Annotated in this window: 11 protein-coding genes and 1 pseudogene; 7 read left to right on the top strand and 5 right to left on the bottom strand. The window is 56.7% G+C overall.

Features of this window, described 5'->3' with window-relative positions; all coding sequences use genetic code 11:
• Window positions 1-51: 51 nt before the first annotated feature.
• From X742_RS162060 to X742_RS162070, 3 genes are read right to left on the bottom strand one after another with little or no spacing between them, the layout of a single operon-like run.
• On the bottom strand, window positions 52-1,227 hold the full coding sequence (locus tag X742_RS162060) for a glycosyltransferase (RefSeq protein ID WP_023770939.1): 1,176 nt from the start codon (window positions 1,225-1,227) through the stop codon (window positions 52-54).
• On the bottom strand, window positions 1,224-2,468 hold the full coding sequence (locus X742_RS162065; RefSeq protein WP_023770938.1) for a glycosyltransferase: 1,245 nt from the start codon (window positions 2,466-2,468) through the stop codon (window positions 1,224-1,226). The genes X742_RS162060 and X742_RS162065 overlap by 4 nt, the downstream gene beginning before the upstream one ends.
• A 1-nt stretch (window position 2,469) precedes the next feature.
• Window positions 2,470-3,684, bottom strand: a complete 1,215-nt coding sequence (locus X742_RS162070) for a glycosyltransferase family protein (RefSeq protein ID WP_023770937.1) — start codon at window positions 3,682-3,684, stop codon at window positions 2,470-2,472.
• An 825-nt stretch (window positions 3,685-4,509) separates the two neighbouring features.
• On the opposite strand from X742_RS162070, the pseudogene X742_RS1000000175525 reads away from it, so the two are divergent.
• A pseudogene (locus X742_RS1000000175525) lies at window positions 4,510-4,623 on the top strand (IS1595 family transposase); the annotation flags it as partial.
• A gap of 422 nt (window positions 4,624-5,045) precedes the next feature.
• Here X742_RS1000000175525 and X742_RS162075 read toward each other — a convergent pair.
• Window positions 5,046-5,363, bottom strand: a complete 318-nt coding sequence (locus X742_RS162075) for a M81 family metallopeptidase (RefSeq protein ID WP_084056413.1) — start codon at window positions 5,361-5,363, stop codon at window positions 5,046-5,048.
• 913 nt (window positions 5,364-6,276) lie between these two features.
• Window positions 6,277-6,705, bottom strand: a complete 429-nt coding sequence (locus X742_RS162085) for a hypothetical protein (protein WP_023770934.1) — start codon at window positions 6,703-6,705, stop codon at window positions 6,277-6,279.
• A 245-nt stretch (window positions 6,706-6,950) separates the two neighbouring features.
• Here X742_RS162085 and X742_RS162090 point away from each other — a divergent pair, with 245 nt between their 5' ends.
• The 6 genes from X742_RS162090 to X742_RS162110 all read left to right on the top strand — a co-directional run bounded on the left by X742_RS162090 (window position 6,951) and on the right by X742_RS162110 (window position 15,704).
• Window positions 6,951-7,175 (top strand): helix-turn-helix transcriptional regulator, encoded by a 225-nt coding sequence (locus X742_RS162090; RefSeq protein WP_023770933.1) that lies wholly within the window; start codon window positions 6,951-6,953, stop codon window positions 7,173-7,175.
• Between the two features lie 380 nt (window positions 7,176-7,555).
• On the top strand, window positions 7,556-8,146 hold the full coding sequence (locus X742_RS01000000169800) for a hypothetical protein (RefSeq protein WP_245275497.1): 591 nt from the start codon (window positions 7,556-7,558) through the stop codon (window positions 8,144-8,146).
• A 397-nt stretch (window positions 8,147-8,543) separates the two neighbouring features.
• Window positions 8,544-9,596 (top strand): DUF977 family protein, encoded by a 1,053-nt coding sequence (locus X742_RS162095; protein ID WP_031247735.1) that lies wholly within the window; start codon window positions 8,544-8,546, stop codon window positions 9,594-9,596.
• Window positions 9,597-9,637: 41 nt separating this feature from the next.
• Complete coding sequence (locus X742_RS162100; protein WP_023770931.1) at window positions 9,638-14,203, top strand: hypothetical protein; 4,566 nt, start codon at window positions 9,638-9,640, stop codon at window positions 14,201-14,203.
• A gap of 12 nt (window positions 14,204-14,215) precedes the next feature.
• Window positions 14,216-15,109 (top strand): hypothetical protein, encoded by an 894-nt coding sequence (locus X742_RS162105; protein WP_156939351.1) that lies wholly within the window; start codon window positions 14,216-14,218, stop codon window positions 15,107-15,109.
• On the top strand, window positions 15,102-15,704 hold the full coding sequence (locus tag X742_RS162110) for a hypothetical protein (RefSeq protein ID WP_023770929.1): 603 nt from the start codon (window positions 15,102-15,104) through the stop codon (window positions 15,702-15,704). The genes X742_RS162105 and X742_RS162110 overlap by 8 nt, the downstream gene beginning before the upstream one ends.
• Window positions 15,705-15,721 lie beyond the last annotated feature (17 nt).

Raw genomic sequence — 15,721 nt, 5'->3', positions numbered from 1 at the left:
TCTGCGTTTTCCGCGAAACCTGAACGGCGTTGGGATTTGTCGTCCGTTCGATCATGAGCTTTTGTTGAGACGAAGCTCCTGTCTTAGGGACCATGTTCGATGCCGGTCGCGCAGGATTTGCGCCGAGTGACGGGCGCCGTCCAGGTTGAGACGATGGGCGGATGGTCCAGGTGCCACAAGCGCGGCTTCGATCGCTTTCGCCAAACCTTCAGGCGTCAGGTCCCTTTCCATCACAACCGTTGCAAGGCCGAGTTCTTCGAGCAGCAGGGCGCGAACCGTTTGTTCTGTTTCACCGCCGGCTGCAAATGGGGCGAGCAGGGAGCGACATCCCGCGCGCAGGACATCGCAGACCGTGTTGTAACCCGCCTGCGAGACTGACAGGCGGGCACCCGTCAGCAGGCTGGCGAAATCCTTGCGGAACCGGAAGATGGACAGGCCCGGCGGGACGTCGTGTGCAATCGCGTCAAACTGGTCTTTCGGCAGGTTTGGGCCGGTGATCAAACACCATTTCCAACCGTTCCTGGCATTCCGCGCAGCTGCGATGGTGGAGCTTACAAGGCTGTTTCCGGCAGCCCCGCCGCCAACTGACACCAGAACGTCGAAGCGCTCGGAGGCGGCGGGCGATGGTGGCCCGGCAACGAGCCCGGTGTAGGTGACCTCGGTCTTGATCCCCCCGGCCAGTGGAAATGTCTTGTCGAGGGTTGCAAAAGCCGGGTCGCCGTGGACCATAATAAGATCGAAATGCCTATTGACCAGATCAAGCGTTTCCTGGTTTCGGCCCGGCTTGACGCGCTCCTGAAGGATATCACGGATGGACGTTGCCAGCAGCGGTCTGGGCGACGAAGCGTTGACAGCCTCGATCAGCGGCAAGAGTTCGAATCGCATCTGCCGGCGTCCAAATGGAAACGCCTCGACAATCACGACATCAGGCCTGCAATCCCGGAATGCCTGGAGCAGCATCTCTGAACGGCGTTTCTTGAAATCCACGTCTATGGGTATGCCCTGCAGGTCGACAAGTCCGGAAAATCTTTCATCACCGGAGGTGACAGGTGGCAGGGTTACAAGTTTTACCCCCAGGCCCGGAAACCCAGCGACCGGAGGTCCGCCGGTCACGATCGTTACGTCAAAACCGTCATCGACCAGAGCCGCCGCAACGTGGCTGGTCCGTGCGAGATGCCCGATACCGAGCAGGTGCTGAACATAGAGGAAGGCGCGCAGCTGCTTCAATCGACGGCCCGCCACTCGCGCTCGAACAGTTCCGTCAGCTGTCCAATGCTGGCCATATGATCAAAATTGCCGCGCACGTGCCGCTCTGCGGCATCGCCCAGGCGGGCGCGCAGCACGGGATCCCGGATCAGGCGCTCCAGCGCCTGTGCCAGTGCGATTGGGCTATTTGTCGGTACCAGAAGCCCGGTTTCATCGGGCGATATAAGCTCCGGCACACCAGAAACATCGGTGGACACGCAGGCAAGCCGCTGGCTAGCTGCCTCCACGAGAACATTTGGCAAGCCGTCCCGGTCGCCATTTGCCGTGATCCTGCAGGCCAGGGCGAAGATGTCGGCGCAGCGGTAGTGCTCAAGCACCTGCTCCTGCGCAAGCGCGCCTTTCCAGGCGACGCGATCGTCCAGTCCGAGCTTTTGCGCCATCGCCTTGAGCCGTTCCAGTTCCTCGCCGTCGCCGATATGCTCGAAACGCCAGGCCAAATCGCCCGGCAAGAGGGCAAGGGCTTCCAGCAAGGTATCGTAACCCTTCTTTTCGACGGCGCGACCGACACTCAGTACGACAACCGCTCCGGCCGGCTCCGAGCCGTCATGCTGTTTTCGCGCGTCGCCGAAACTGCCGAAGCGATGAAGGTCGAGCCCATGATAGCTCAGATGCACAGACGAGTTGCCGTTGGCGAGTTTTTTCAGACGATCGAAGCCGGTTTTCGTGCAGGTGACTGTCCAGCGGGCCGAGGAAAGTTTGCCAGCCAAATCCCAGTCCGCCGAAGTCCAGATGTCCTTGGCATGGGCTGAGCAGCTCCAGGGCAGGCTACGAAGCTGGCTGGCATAGCGCGTCACCGATGCCGGTGTGTGCACGAAATGCGCATGCAACCATCCCGCGTCTTCCGGCCATTCGGCCGCCAGCACCAGCGCTTGCCCGAAGCGACGTGCACGATTGCGCGTAAAGTCGCGGAGCATATCGGCGGCCAGCGATCCGAGCGCGCGCCAGAAGCTCGGCCGCGGCAAATAGGCAAACAACGAGCGAAGCACGCGTAGCGGCTCGTCGTGCAGATATTCCGGCAGGTAGTGGACGGGCGCTTTGATCTCGTCATGCACGGGGTGCCGTTTTGCGTCGGTGGGGCGCCTGAGCGCAACGAGAATCAAATCGAACCCTGCGCGTTCCAGACCGAGCAGTTCCTGCGCGATAAAAGTTTCCGACAGCCGCGGATAGCCCTTCAGGACCACGACGATCTTGCGACGTTGCAAGTCAGTTGGTTCCTTCAACGACCGAAAGGTGATGGCCGGCCCGCCGGTCGAGCAATAACGCGACAATCTCGGAAATGTGAGGCAGTCCTTCCAGCGTCAGATGCGGGTTACTCTGTGAGGGGCGGGACCGGTCTGGCAGAGCCACTAGTGCATCGGCGAATCGCTGGGAGTCCTTGGCTTCATCCGGCAGAAGCAGCTCGATCAGCCCGAGTTCCGCTGCGCGCCGAGCGCGAATCAGTTGTTCCTGGCGGGGCTCAATCCGCGGCACGATCAGCGCCGGCTTGTCGAAAGATAATATCTCGCAATAGGTGTTGTAACCACCCATGGCAACTACCGCCTTGGCGCCTGCAATCAGGTCTTCCATACGGTTGTCGAACTCGATCATCTTGATGTAGGGGATCTTGGACCCCTTCTTGAGCAGCTTGTTGCGCTTGCGTGCCGGCATGTAGGGCCCAAGTACAATCAGGGCCCTGTGTTGCAGTTGAGGATCCTGCTGATAGGCATCGAAGACGTCGTGAATCAATTCGGCACCATCGCCGCCGCCACCGGTGGTAACCAGGATATAGTCGCCGTCGGGCCGGTGGCCGGGCAACTCGTTCCGCTGCAGGCTCCGTTGCAGGAAACCAACGAAACTCATCTTTGCCCTGACAGCCGGCGGCACATCCAGGCCGGTCAGCGGATCGTAGAAATCGGGCGGGCCGTAGACCCAGACCTTGTCGTAGAACAGGCCTATCTTGCGCATCACATCCCTGCGCGCCCACTCTGCCTCGAGAAGGTGCGGCGCATCCATCACCTCGCGCAGGCCAAGCACCAGCGTGGTGCCGCGCGTCTTGAGGTAGGACAGAGTATCCTCTATCTCACCGCGCAGGCCGAGCGGTTCCTTGTCGACGATGAAGATATCCGGCCGGAAGGTCTCGGCTGTGTGGCGGATGATCGACTGGCGCAGCCTCAGCGTCTCATGCAGATCGATATCCTTTTCCAGCGAGGTGTATTCGCCGTTGCGCAATTTGATGACGCTGGGGATCTTCACGAAGTCGACACGGGCACGGTAGTCGAAGGCGCCAGCGATGGTCGCACCCGAAATGATAAGTACCTGAAGTCCCCGGAATTCCTCGACCAGCGAATGCGCGATAGTCCGGCAGCGCTGCAGGTGGCCGAGCCCGAACGTGTCGTGGCTGTACATGAGAATTCGAGCGTTTTCTGCGTGCTGGGTCATTGGTGAACGTCTCTTAGAATTCTCGCCTTGAGGACCGTGAGCGACGGGCCGGCTTCGAAACCATCGTGGCTTTGAAATAGGAGGCCGCCATTTTCAATCTGTATTACTTCCGTGGGATGCCGGTCAGACAGGCCTTCCGATTGTCTGGGTCCGAAACTTGGATTGGCGAATATCGCCTTGCGAGAGCGGGCCGAGACCCCTGTTGTCGTTTTGAGAGGGATCGAAGGGGAATGTGGTATCCAAAAGATCGGCAGAAATCATCCCTCTTGATTCCAAAAAGTTCCGGTGTCTGCGAATTCCGTCGGTTCGGAGCGGTGAAGGCGAATTCCGCTCTGCTGCCCATGTGGCCAATTGATTGGTCGCCACGCGCCCCCGGCCCATATTTGTTGTGGAACGCACTTCGCGCGCCATTACCCTCGGTCTTGGGGGACCAAAGGTGCTGCCCATCAATCTGTTGACGGGCGGTTTGATTGTGATCCACCGACCAGAACTGAGCCATTTGTCGCCAAGCTAGCCGGAATTCCAGCAAGAATCGAGTGGATGCTAGCGCTTACAACGCACCGCCCGCAGGTGTGCGTGTGCAAGACCGTTTGCCCGTCGATCGCGATGGCCTCTAGTTATCTCGCAAGGTTCGACCATGACCAACCGAATTTACCACGCCGCCGAGAAGGCTCGCGAGCCTTTGGAGGCCATTCATTGGCCGCGTGGTCCGTTATTGCTCACATTGCGGCAATGCCAATCCGGATCGCATAACCAAGCTTCACCGCAGGTCTACTCGCCCGGCTTCCAGAAGTGCAACACATGGCGCCTGCCATTCTCTGGCCTTCGCAGCTCTACGCGTCGTCCAAGAAAGGCATCTCCGAGCACCAACCGCGCCGTATGCTCGGCGTCACCAACAAAATCGCTTGGTTCATGGTTCACGGCATTCGAGAAGCGATGGCGGGAGACATTAAGTCTTCTGGGCCGCTTGGTGGCGAAGGCAAGATCGTAGGCCGACGAAACCTGGCATCGGGCGCGTGGACCGCGATTACCTTCACCTCAGCGCAAGGGCCAGGCGCGATTGAAGCGCAAGATGAAGCCGAAGCGCGCCGTTATCGGTCTGGTCGAGCGTGGCGGCAAGTCCGCATGGTTCACGGCAAGCCACCAAGGCCGCTGTGCGCGATATCCTGGTGCGCAATGCGACTGCACATCGACGCTCTACACCTGACCGGCGAGAGGGATTGCCAGTTCTGTCTTCCGTGGTTCGAATCCAAACGGCGGTGATTTTCCCGAATCACCGGCGTTGATGCACACAAACCACAGGGAAGGACGGGCTAAGGCGCATGAGAACGACCACCAAATTAAACCTACCGGCCAGTCCCTCAAGTCGTCCTGTGGCCGGTCGTCGCCATGGCGCCGTGCAGCTCAAGCGCGATCGCGTCATATATTTCCTGGCGAGCCTGGGCTATCAGCGCGGCGCGTATCTCAACGTAGAAGTCGTAATCCACAAGGCCGCCAGGCGGCGCAACAGCCGAAACCGTTGGAATAGCCTTATAGCCGAGTTCCTCGACGCGATTGACGATACCGCCAAAGGTCGTTCCGGATTGCCTTGCATGCGCAATCACATCTTTCCTTCGCCTGATTTCGAAGCGGTCACGCCAAGTAATCTGCGGAGTGAAACTGTGCGAACATGAAAGCACGCCCGACCAGTATCCGTCTTTCGGTCAACTCTATCTCCCAAGAATGATGTTTGGCGCCCAGGCCGCGCTATCGCCCAATGTTGAACTGCTCGGGCGCGCTGCTTCCTCGGCGCAAACCCTCACGCAAGGCGACCTTGGCCACTGCGCTGCCGCGCGACCTCGATCGTGCTCATCAGGACCAGCGAGACCAGCGTAAGCACGGTCGAGACTGCCGCGATGACGAGCGTGAGATTGAAATTGGTGCCCAGAGGCGGAATCCAAGTGAAGGAAATCCGGCTGCGTTTTCTTATGGTTAGGACTCACATAGCAACCGTGCCAACCAACAGAAGTACCAACAAAATATTTGTGTGGATTAGTTCCGTTCCCAAATTCTCTGTTTGCTCGACGCCGGCATACCCGCACCTTATCTTATAAGCCGATAGCCGTTGCTACTCGGGTGGCCATGTTAGTGCCCTCGATGACCCGCCGTGATGTGGGTTCGAGTCGGTAGAGCGCTACATCGCATTATCCACTATCAAAGAGGCGTTCTTCTGCTATCGGAGCATGCAGCTTAGTCCAAAACTTTCCAATTTGGGGACAGAGCAGGCCTTGCCCTCCGAAGGCAGAGGTCACAGGTTCGAATCCTGTCGGGTGCGCCACTTTTATACTGCAAAAACATGTAGTTAACAAGGCCATTTCTTGAGGGGAAGAGGTCGGGAAAGACGTCGCGGAAGCACCACGGAAGCAGTCGGCAGGATATTCGGATTAGCTATAGGCCAGACGCTGTCCAGTCGGGCGCCCGTTTCCCGTCAAAATACCGATTGCGGCAATAGCTACGTTTATGGCCGTGACGATGCTTTTGGATAACGGCCAGTTTCAACATGCCCACGTTAGCGAACTTGCCGCCCGTCAGCCTTGGCCCGTCTAGCGAGATTTATAAAGTGGTTGCGTTCTGCAGAGCATCCTCGTCCGCAAGCGCCCTGACAAGTGTACAAGCATCCTGCCAATAGCGCCCTGCATCCGCGCGTGTCGAAGCGCGGTCCGGCCGATAAGGAGGTAATTCGCCCACAACGGCTTTGAGGTCGCGTAGCACCGAAGCAATATGAGGCCACGGGAAGTCGGTAGGGTCACCGATATCTCGATCTGCGCCGGCGATCATCTCCAACTTAGCCACAATTCCGGCGAGTGACTTGGCGGGGAGTGCGGGTATCGTGTCTTGAATCTTGAGCGCCTCAGTCATTGCAAGAACTTCGGCTTCACAAGCTATGGCGTGCTGAGAGCCCGGTCCGAACGCGGTGACTGTCAATCCTCGGGTCACGGACGCGCCAGCAGTCAATACCTGAATTCCGGTATCGACCATCATTCTCGTTTCCAACCGCTGCTGCACCCGGCATAGCACCAACGAGACATATCGAGCCTGTTGCCACTCGCCCCACAGGGCCAAAACGGGATCGAGAGACCTGCCGATATCAACTGGAACCTTAGGTGCGTCATTCATTTGGCATGACCACTATGCTGACGAGAGGGGTTCCTTTCATAGCATACATAATTACGAATAGGAACTATCGTTCCTGGAATGATCGTTCCATTCTCGAGTTAGCTCTTTGGATGGACCTCAAGGAAATTTTAGCTGTCAATTTGCGGCAAGCCAGAAACAGGCGGCACCTGACGCAAGAGGAATTGGCAGAGCGGTCGGGTTTGAGTGCCCGCTACATCGGAGCGATCGAACGCGCTGATGTTTCGGCCAGTGTCACGGTTATCGGACGCATTGCCAAAGCGCTTGGGATGGAGCCCGAGGCCCTCGTCCGTAAAAAGGGCGATCGTGTAGATTAGTTGCTCGCACGAATGAACAGCTGGATGGCGAGTGGCTGCTTCGCGCCCGCTACTGGCCGTTCTCGGAAAGCAGTTCGATGAAGTGATTGTCTTCGAGGGGTGGCCAAGACACATCGGCAAAAAAAGATCGTCGCAAATCCTGATCGCATAGTTCGTTCAAACGAACGTACTGACGATATGGGCCAAGCCCGACAAAATTTCCGAGTAAGCGTTACTCGTGCGAAAGTGAGAACGACGATCCTGACACCAAGGATTGATCCTTGTGTGCTCTTGCTGGCCGCGAATGACGGCTGACCTCAATCGAAACGGATAGACGACATGTTGTACGCATGGATCGACGGCACGAAACGTCCGCCCTTGCGGAAGGGTGAGCGTACGACATGCCTCTCCAGAACATTCCCCATTGGCGGCATTTGGTTGCTGATTGTGACCCTTGGAGCGAGCCCGAAGGCCCTTGGCATTTGTGGTGGAAATCGCAGTTCGACATTACTGAATGTGAGATCGGACTCGTGGACCCTGTAACAGGCGAGCGTCATCGCGCTGATGTCTTTTGCGGGTCCGGCCCGCGCCCTACTGTGCTTGAATTGCAGCATTCGTCGATTTCTGACGACGAGAGGGCAGCTCGCGAAGCGTTCTACGCTCAAGGACGCCGAATGTTCTGGCTACTCGATATGCACGACGAAAAGACTTTCCGCGCATATAGCTTCGGGTTCTCTTTGGATTTTGAAAAGCGTCCCATCATGGTTGGATCGACACAGTTCCACATCATGAGGTGGTCAGGTCGTGGTTCGCAATTCATCGAAAAATGGAAACGGTCGAAGGTCCATGTGTTTCTACATTTCCAGCGATCGATATATTACCTCGCAACCGCGACCGCAGCGTGTGGCGAGCTTGCTGGATCGCTCAAAAAAGGCGAGTTCGCGCTGAGCCCCCTTTCGGAGGTGGACTTCGTCAAGGCGGTGAAGAGCTGAGCCCCAAGTCTTCGTTTCTCGCGAGGGAATAATGAGCGCCGTGCACAAAAAAGGCAGCCTAAGGAGCGTCAGCACTTGCGCGGGCCGAAGGGCCGGGACGCGGGACTGACTGCAACGACGAGATCGGTTAAAAGGGGCAGCCGCAGGAGTGTCAGCATAGCGCCGCCGAAGGCGGAACACGGGACCGACGGCCCCCGACGAGGAGTGCCGCGTTCCCGCTAGGGATCGTCACCCCCCTGGGCCGAAACGCACCTTTGCGGTCCGGTGGCCGCCAGCCATAGAGCCCGTCCGGCATAGCCGAGAGCGCATGAGAACTCTTCTTTTGGGTACTTATGGGTCATTTATTGGGTAAAGCCATTTCTTGATCTTTTGGGTATTGTTGGGTATATTTTTGGGTATGACTCTGAAGATCAATTCCCTGCAAATTACCCCCGAAATCCTCTCTCTCGTCTCGGAGATCGATGAGTTCAAAGGGGCTTGGCGGGCACTTGGCACTCTCGCGCCAGAGCGTCTTTCGGCTTTGCGCCGGGTTGCGACCATCGAGAGCATTGGCTCTTCTACCCGTATCGAAGGCAGCAAGCTAACGGACGCCGAAGTCGAGCGGCTGCTTGCCAATCTCGACATCAAGTCCTTCGAATCCCGCGATGAACAGGAAGTCGCCGGATACGCGCAGGTGATGGAAACGATCTTCGCGCATTTCGATGCGATTGATCTGACCGAAAACCACGTCACGCAGCTACACCGTGACCTGCTGGCGTTCAGCAACAAGGATGAGCGTCATCGCGGCGCATACAAGACGCTCGCCAACAATGTCAGTGCGTTCGATGCCGATGGAAAAGAAATTGGCGTCATCTTCGAAACCGCAACGCCCTTCGATACGCCAAAGCGGATGAAGGAACTTATCGAGTGGACGCGCGGGACGCTCAACGAGCAAAGCCTCCATCCCTTGCTCGTCGTGGCAATCTTCACGGTAGTGTTTTTGGAGATCCACCCGTTCCAGGACGGCAATGGCCGGCTGTCGCGCGTTCTGACAACGCTTCTGCTGGTGCGCAGCGGCTATGCGTATGTGCCTTACTCTTCGCTCGAAAGCGTGATTGAGAACAGCAAAGAAGGCTACTATCTGGCGCTGCGCCAGACCCAGAAAACGATCCGCAGTCAGAAGCCCAATTGGCAGCCGTGGGCTGTGTATTTCCTACGCGCTCTGCAGCAGCAAAAGAGGCAACTGGAGAAGAAAATCGAGCGCGAACGTCTCGTTCTCGGAACGCTGCCCGAACTCTCGCTTCAAATCGTTGAAGCCATCAAAGAGCGCGGGCGCATAACCATCGGAGAGATCGTCAATCTGACAGGCGCAAACCGTAACACCGTCAAAAAACATCTGGCGATGTTGGTTGATGCAAAGCATCTGACCCAGCATGGAGCGGGCAAGGGAACGTGGTATAGCAGACGTTAACAACAAGACCAATTTATGTAATTTAACCCAAGAAACGCATCATGATTATTTCCCTTGAAGGCCACATTGACGATTTAAAGGCCGCCCTTTCCGAACTTAAGCCCACGAGCGAAAAAGGGTTCGAGGGGCTGATCGCCGCCACCCTCAATGCGGTTACAGGTATTCCGTTCCGGCTTGCCAGCAGCGGTTATCAGCGCGGGGTCGACGGCAAGTCCGCCTTTGAAGGCGCGGTCGCATTCGAGGGGAAGCTCTATACTGACGACCTGCCGCGAAAGGACGTTCTTTCGAAAATCCCCGACTTCGTACGCCACAACGACCACGCCGATCTCGTTTGGGTTCTGGGCGCGACCTGCACGGTCCCAAGCCAACTCGCAGATGATCTGCGTGCCGACGGTGCCAAAGAAGGCATCAGCGTGCTGATTCTCGATTGGGTTCCTCCCGATTTTCCACGCCTCGCTGTGGCGCTCGCGATGGGCGGCGGCAAAGTCGACGATTTTTTGAAAACTAATCTCAAATCTGATGATGCTCGAAAGAAGGCATCTGCTGCGCTGGCTGCAATTCGCACCGATGCTCAGTACCCGCGCCACGAAGAGGCGGTTCGCAGAAATCTGGATGCGCAGGGAATGGCCACGGCGATGGCGGAAAAAGCCAATGCCGGATGGTTCAGAGAAACACTATCGAACAAGGCTGTGGCACGCAGCGAACTCGGCCAGCCGCTCGCACCCAATGATACAGCCGTCACAGTTTTGAGCCGCGACGATCTTGTCAATGTCCTCAGCCCATATTTTGCAGGAAGTCCAGGTGATGAGGTTATCTGCGTGCACGGCGAGGAGGGCTGCGGCAAATCATGGATCGTGATCCAGTCATGGCTGGCACAACCTGACAAACCCCTTCTGGTATTCGCGGCACCGGATGATTTTTCGGAAGCGCCCACACAAGACGACATAGAAGCGCTTCTGATCGCAAAGCTCGTCAACCAGTCAGGCGATGCAGGTAACGAGAGCGCAATTCGCTGGCGCCGCCGCCTTAAGGCTTGGAAGGTCGACAACAAACCGTCACGGCCGCGTCTGATTCTTGTCATTGACGGAATCAATCAGCGCCCGGGCCGAGCATGGGGGCGGATCATCAGCAATGTCGCTACCTATGTGAATCAGCGCGGCGGACGCGTCATATTCACGGCCCGTACGCACTACTTCGACACGCGCGTCAAGAAGGCTCTGACCGTTCCGGCTAAGGCGGTGACGGTCTCCAAATGGAGCGCGGCTGAACGGGACCAGATACTCAAACGGCACAATGTCCCGCTGAACAAGTTGAACCCATCTGTTGCAGAGTTCCTACGGAATCCACGCCTTCTTTCGATTGCGCTTGAAGTTTTTGGCGATGATGTCGCTGCCTTTGAGGAACTCAGCGTCGATCGCCTGCTGTTCGAGCACATTGTGGCAGGCATCAAAGAGGACTTTGGCGAACACTCTGTCGATTTCATCTCGCATCTGCGGGGGCAAGCGAAGAAGCTATTGGAACGAGCTACCGCCCAGGTAAGAGACGATCTTCGTATCTTCGACTCAGAAGTTCCAGCCGTTGCCGAAGGCCGCTTCTATCGCGCTGTCCCCGGAGAGCCCAAAAAATATGAACTTAGAGATGAAGGGCTGACATTGGCTCTTGGGCTATCCATTCTCGAAAATCTGCGCAAAGCCGAGCGCAATGATCGCAGCTTGGACGATGCTTTAAAAGAGGTTCTTGAGCCGATTGAAGCGTTGGACAAAACGGCCAACGCCGTCATAGCGGCAATCACGGTATGTGCGGCCGACGACGATGAGTATTCCCCGACGATTGCGCGCGTTCTCATCAAGGGATTTTCCGAGCTTCAGAACCCTCCGTCAGATGCTCTATCTGCGCTAGTTAGCTTTGCCAGGGCGAGACCGCTGGCGCTTGCCGAGACGGCACGCGATCTCGGGTTGCAAGGCGGGCATCAGCCTAACTTTGACTGGATACAGGCCGCGCTTGTTGAAGCCGCGAAATCAAGCGCCGTCTGGGACTCTGTGGCACAGGAAGTTCGGAAATGGCTGCGCGCTTACTCGCTGGCACCGGAACGGCAAATGCACCATCACCCACGTCACGATCCCGAAGACAAAGTCGCGCAGGAGCGTGCAAAACGGCAAGCGGAAATCGATCACAATCTTGCCGTCCTCTCCCCCGCCGAAATGTCTCATCGAGACCGGCTCTCAGCAACGGAGGGCGACCTGGATGCGCTATCGCGCCTCGCATTGCTTCTGCTGGCTGGTAAGGAACTTGACACTTTCGCGGATGCGCTTGTTGACTGGAGTTTTGCAAACGCGCTCAACGGCTCCACTCAGACACCAACGAAGGACTTCCTCGCCCTCATCGGTATGAACCGCCGGGACTGGTCGAATACGCGCAACGCATTGCTGCAAGCGTGTGACGATCTAACTGCCGATACCGTATCGAAAATAGGCAAATGGGCACGGCTCAGAATCTTGCGCGCAACGGGGGAGCCGGAAGATGACCGAACGGCAAGCACTCTCTATGAGGAGCTGACCAAAGATCGGCAGCTTCTACTGGGCAGGCGCGATGCGAGGGAAAAGATCGAACCCTGCGATCCGTTGGCAACAGACGCGGATGGCCTAAGCGAGACTATCCAGCGCTATCAGAGTCTCGATGCAAGCGTCATCAGGCAGGGCCGGGGGCAAACGCCGCAGGATCACGTTTTTGTCGACGAGCGGCCGGTCGTTGTCCGTTTTGCTCTGGACATAGGCGCCGCGAAGCATCGCGAGTTTGCGGAGGATGTCGCGAAGCGATCGGGCATGTCGCTTCAGCAAGGACTGCTGGAGTTGCGCGAACACGGCGCACTCATCACAGAAGAACTGGCGCGCGCGCTGATAGAAAAGTGGAAAAGTGCACATGCCGCCGACGATGCTCAAGGATTGCCTGCGGGTGAGGGCATCGTGCTGCAATATGAACTGCTCATCGCTTTCCCATTCCTCAACGCCGCGGAGCAGATCGAAGTTCTGCTTGCAACGACAGAGGACGAGCCGCTTCTGCTCGAGCTTATCAATGAGACCAAGACGCCGGATGCGCAGACGCTTGACGATTTCGTGGAAGACGCTTTGTCCTCCGGCGCGGAATACAAGCAGCATCTCCTGCTTGAGATTGCGGCTGCGACTGGTGCGGTGCTCTCAAACAAGACGTGCGCCTTCGCCAGCGCATTAATTTCCTCGAAGGTGGAACAGCTTCGTATCAGCGCTCTTGGCATGGCGGCCCGTTCCGGAAATCCGGACCTTTTAAAAGCGGTCGTTGAGAGCGGCTGGGAAAGCAGCCCTTGGGAGGGCAAAGAGAGTTTCGAAAGCTGGTACGGCTCCTTTGCATTACTGGAAGCCGCGCATGTGGGTTTGGTAGATGGAAGCGCGGTTCTCGACCGAATCTCACCGCGCCTATACGGGCGCGCAGCGTCGATGCTTAAGGGGTCGGCTGTGCAGGAAATTGCCCGCCGCATTGATGCTTCGATCCGCTTTGCCTCCGGCCTGCCAGATGCATTGATCGCCCCCGAAATCGAACTGGAGGTGGAGGATGCTACTTCCGACGAGCCGGTACGCTTTTCCGTTTCGGAACGAGAAGCGCCCCCGGCATCTCCAAAGGACTTTTTCAGGCATCTTTCGGAAAGCAACGACGAATTCCGCGAACGGCAAAACCGCAATTACGATGCGTTCGTCGCTTTTAGAGAAGAGCTGACAACGGCAAAGGCGTACATCATTCTCGACAACCTAACGCAAGAGGAGTTTGCAGCGATCGCCGCTGCGGATCCCATAGTTGCGGCCCGATGGTATGACCTTTTTATGGAGCTTAACGACGCTAAGCTTCCTGCCGTACACAATCTGATTCTGCTTCTTGCTGGCGCGATTGCAGATACCGACCCCGAGAAGAGTGCGGCGCTGTTTGAACGGACGGCCTACAGCCGCCCGTTGGTACGCTTCACCTTCGGCAGGAGCGGCGTTGATCTTGGATCGATGAGCGTCTGGAGGGGGGGAAGCTCGCCGGCGCTCGACGCACTGCGCAGAAAGCGGCTTGACGGCGCCGCAACGGATCAGGCCATAGCGGTGGAGGTATTCTCCGCGTTGCAATGCGGTCAGGCATCCTTTCTTAAAATCTATGTCGATGAGCAACTCGTGCGACCCGAGCCAGCCGAAATTGCGCGCGGTCTTATGGTAGCGGGCTTCTGCGATGAGAGTCCCCGCCAGGATCGGATATTTGAGAAATACGAAAGTTCAGCGGGTCTGCCTGGCAAAGCACACGCTGCGGCGATCGCTGCCTATCGGTCTAATGTATGGGCGCGTCACTGGTTCAAGATCATGTGCGAAACCGAGGAACCCGTCGTGTTCTGGCAAGCCAGCGTTCTCTTTGCGCAATGCGTCGATGGGCGATTTTCCGTTTGGAGTGACGACTTTACGCAGACTGGCGAACCGATCGCGGCTTTCCACACGAGCCTCAACAACGCGCTGAAAAGGCGGCATGAGAAGGTTGGAAAGGAGCGTGCAAAACAACTCTTTGGACAGGAGGCTCCGACCCCAGTTTTTGTTCAGCAATCTTTATAACGAAATATGGTGGTGATGATTAAAGAAACAGAAATCAAATACGAAATGAAATCTATCGACATCACTCCTTTTGCGGAGATTGCGGGCGATGATCTGGTTTCATTCATTTTCGAGAATGCGCCCCGAAAGGTCACGACCCGCGTAGCGAAAGCGCTTGAACACTATACACGCGCAGCAAAGCTCATTGATTTCGATGAAGAGATGGGAGCAATCCGTCTTATCGCGGCGGAAGAGGAATTGGTTGTCGCCATCTTCGAATGGCTGAAACTCAATGAGGATCGGTTCCCCGAACACAAGGACTTTGTTCGCAAGTTCAAGAACCATGTGGTGAAACTGGCATTCTACCCCACCCTTGCCCAGTTTCGGTTCATTCTAAGCGACGTGCTTACGCAGGGTTTTACGATGGAGGGGTTGGAGAAATTTATCAATTGGACTGCCAAACCCGTTATCAATGGAAAGAAAATAAAACTGGCAATCTTGGATCACGACGGCAAAGAGATAATTCGGCATAACCCTCTAGCAATTGCGATCTCACGAGATGACATTCCCGGCGAAGAGATTGTTGATTCCTTGCTGAAGGAGTTTATCGGCCTGATTGAAAGGCAACAGAAGAAAACACTGAAGGCGTTTCTTCTAGAGCGCGCCGACTTCCGTAACAAGCTGCTATACGCGAGCGATGCCGGATCGCTGGAGATGGGAGACCGATTGGCTGATCTCATGGACGGCTTCAAGCAGACCTACCACGATCTCTTATGGACGCTCGCCGTGCTTGTCGGCGCCGAGCCTGCCGTCCAGCATTGGGGCCTTGTTAGCCAGTTCATCGGCCTCTATCGCCGCGCTCTTATAGAGGCGGGAATTCTTCGCGCTGATAACACGGCGGCTGAAGTGGAACAAAGCAATGGATGAAAACCCGAACAAGCCGTACGCGCAGGGATACATTATCGACCCCAACAATTTGCCGGATTTGTATCCCACACACCTGCACTCTGCTGAGTTTTGGGAGGCTTTGGGCCGAACAGTGGCGACATTCGGCTTTTTGGAGGAAGTTCTCGGGAAAGCGATTTTCGCTTTCACGGCAACCCGCGACATCCCCGAGGAGAAGATTGATGAAGAGTTCGCAAGATGGTTGCCGACATTGCGAAAGGCGTTGAGCGATCCGCTGGGAGGACTCATTCGTGCATACGAATCGTCGGTTCGCGCTCATCAGCAGCATTCAATCGAGGAATTCGACGACCTTGTGGATGACCTGAAGAAGGCTGCGGAAATCCGCAATGTCTTCTGCCACGGATCATGGAGAAAGCCCGATACCCAAGGCCGAAGCAATCCGTTCTTCGTGGATAGGAAGGATCGGATTTTTAAGACGCCGATCGACATCGCATACCTGAAACAGGTTCAGCAACATGTCACCGAACTGACATGCGCGGTCGTGAACACAGTCACGCATATGGGCTGGCAATTTCCAGGTTCGGCAGGTCCTGGGAATCCTATCTTCGAAAAGTAGCCAAAAGCTTTGTGGTG

It is taken from the genome of Mesorhizobium sp. LNHC229A00 (genome assembly GCF_000502415.1).
Lineage (GTDB): Bacteria > Pseudomonadota > Alphaproteobacteria > Rhizobiales > Rhizobiaceae > Mesorhizobium.
This window is presented reverse-complemented; position numbering and strand designations above follow the sequence as displayed.

Excerpts from the sequence above, each read along its gene's own strand:
- X742_RS162100 (WP_023770931.1), top strand. The coding sequence starts at position 9,638 with ATGATTATTTCCCTTGAAGGCCACATTGACGATTTAAAGGCCGCCCTT.
- X742_RS162070 (WP_023770937.1), bottom strand. The coding sequence starts at position 3,684 with ATGACCCAGCACGCAGAAAACGCTCGAATTCTCATGTACAGCCACGAC.
- X742_RS162095 (WP_031247735.1), top strand. The coding sequence starts at position 8,544 with ATGACTCTGAAGATCAATTCCCTGCAAATTACCCCCGAAATCCTCTCT.
- X742_RS162085 (WP_023770934.1), bottom strand. The coding sequence starts at position 6,705 with ATGATGGTCGATACCGGAATTCAGGTATTGACTGCTGGCGCGTCCGTG.
- X742_RS01000000169800 (WP_245275497.1), top strand. The coding sequence starts at position 7,556 with ATGCCTCTCCAGAACATTCCCCATTGGCGGCATTTGGTTGCTGATTGT.
- X742_RS162110 (WP_023770929.1), top strand. The coding sequence starts at position 15,102 with ATGGATGAAAACCCGAACAAGCCGTACGCGCAGGGATACATTATCGAC.
- X742_RS162090 (WP_023770933.1), top strand. The coding sequence starts at position 6,951 with ATGGACCTCAAGGAAATTTTAGCTGTCAATTTGCGGCAAGCCAGAAAC.